Annotated in this window: 2 protein-coding genes; one reads left to right on the top strand and one right to left on the bottom strand. The window is 43.8% G+C overall.

All coding sequences use genetic code 11. From position 1 onward, the window contains the following. Positions 1 to 2: 2 nt before the first annotated feature. Positions 3 to 191 carry a hypothetical protein gene (locus ACWHAR_RS28405; RefSeq protein ID WP_003181425.1) on the bottom strand — a complete coding sequence of 63 codons (189 nt, stop codon included), beginning with the start codon at positions 189 to 191 and terminating at the stop codon, positions 3 to 5. 244 nt (positions 192 to 435) lie between these two features. Between ACWHAR_RS28405 and ACWHAR_RS28400 the strand changes: the two genes are divergently transcribed. Next, positions 436 to 644: DUF1054 family protein (locus ACWHAR_RS28400; RefSeq protein ID WP_452088611.1), on the top strand; the 209-nt coding region annotated here is incomplete at its 3' end.

Raw genomic sequence — 644 nt, 5'->3', positions numbered from 1 at the left:
TTTCAACCATGTAATCTGATCCATTCTTTTCTGAGTCGTTCCAGTTTGCGCTTGCTCAACTCGATTTGGGTTTCATCCTTTTTTTCCATAGCTTCAAAAAGCGTTGCAAGTTCATAATCGACCTCAAGCCTCCAAACAGCGGCCCGATTGTCTTTTTCCTCTTTCAATCCTTGTTTTACTATTGGTTTCATGTGCCCTACGCCCCCTCCAGAGAAAATTGATTTCAAAAGGAATCCTTCTGGCTTTAAGTCCTAAGCGTGATATATATTAATTTCTTATTCATATCGTATGAAGTGCTCAAACATTCGCAACGTTATTCTAAAAATTGTGTGTTTACCTAACGATTCCCCAAATTCCGCAAGGCGAAACGTAATTTTTTGTTTGAAAAGCCGACTGTGATACAATATCTTTACTGATTGGACAAGGAGGAACACAATGAGCAGTCTGCGTTTTACTGAAGAGGATTTTCGTACATTTACAATAGAAGGTTTAGATGCGCGGATGAGCGTTCTGAAAGACACAGTGCGCCCGAAACTTCAAGGGCTCGGCGATCACTTTGCGCCTGTTCTGTCCGCTCTGACAGGCGACGAAATGTTTGTCCACGTCGCCAAGCACGCGCCCCCCTCAGTCAATCCGCCGGACGC

The organism is Bacillus sp. LR--39 (assembly GCF_053613335.1).
This window is presented reverse-complemented; position numbering and strand designations above follow the sequence as displayed.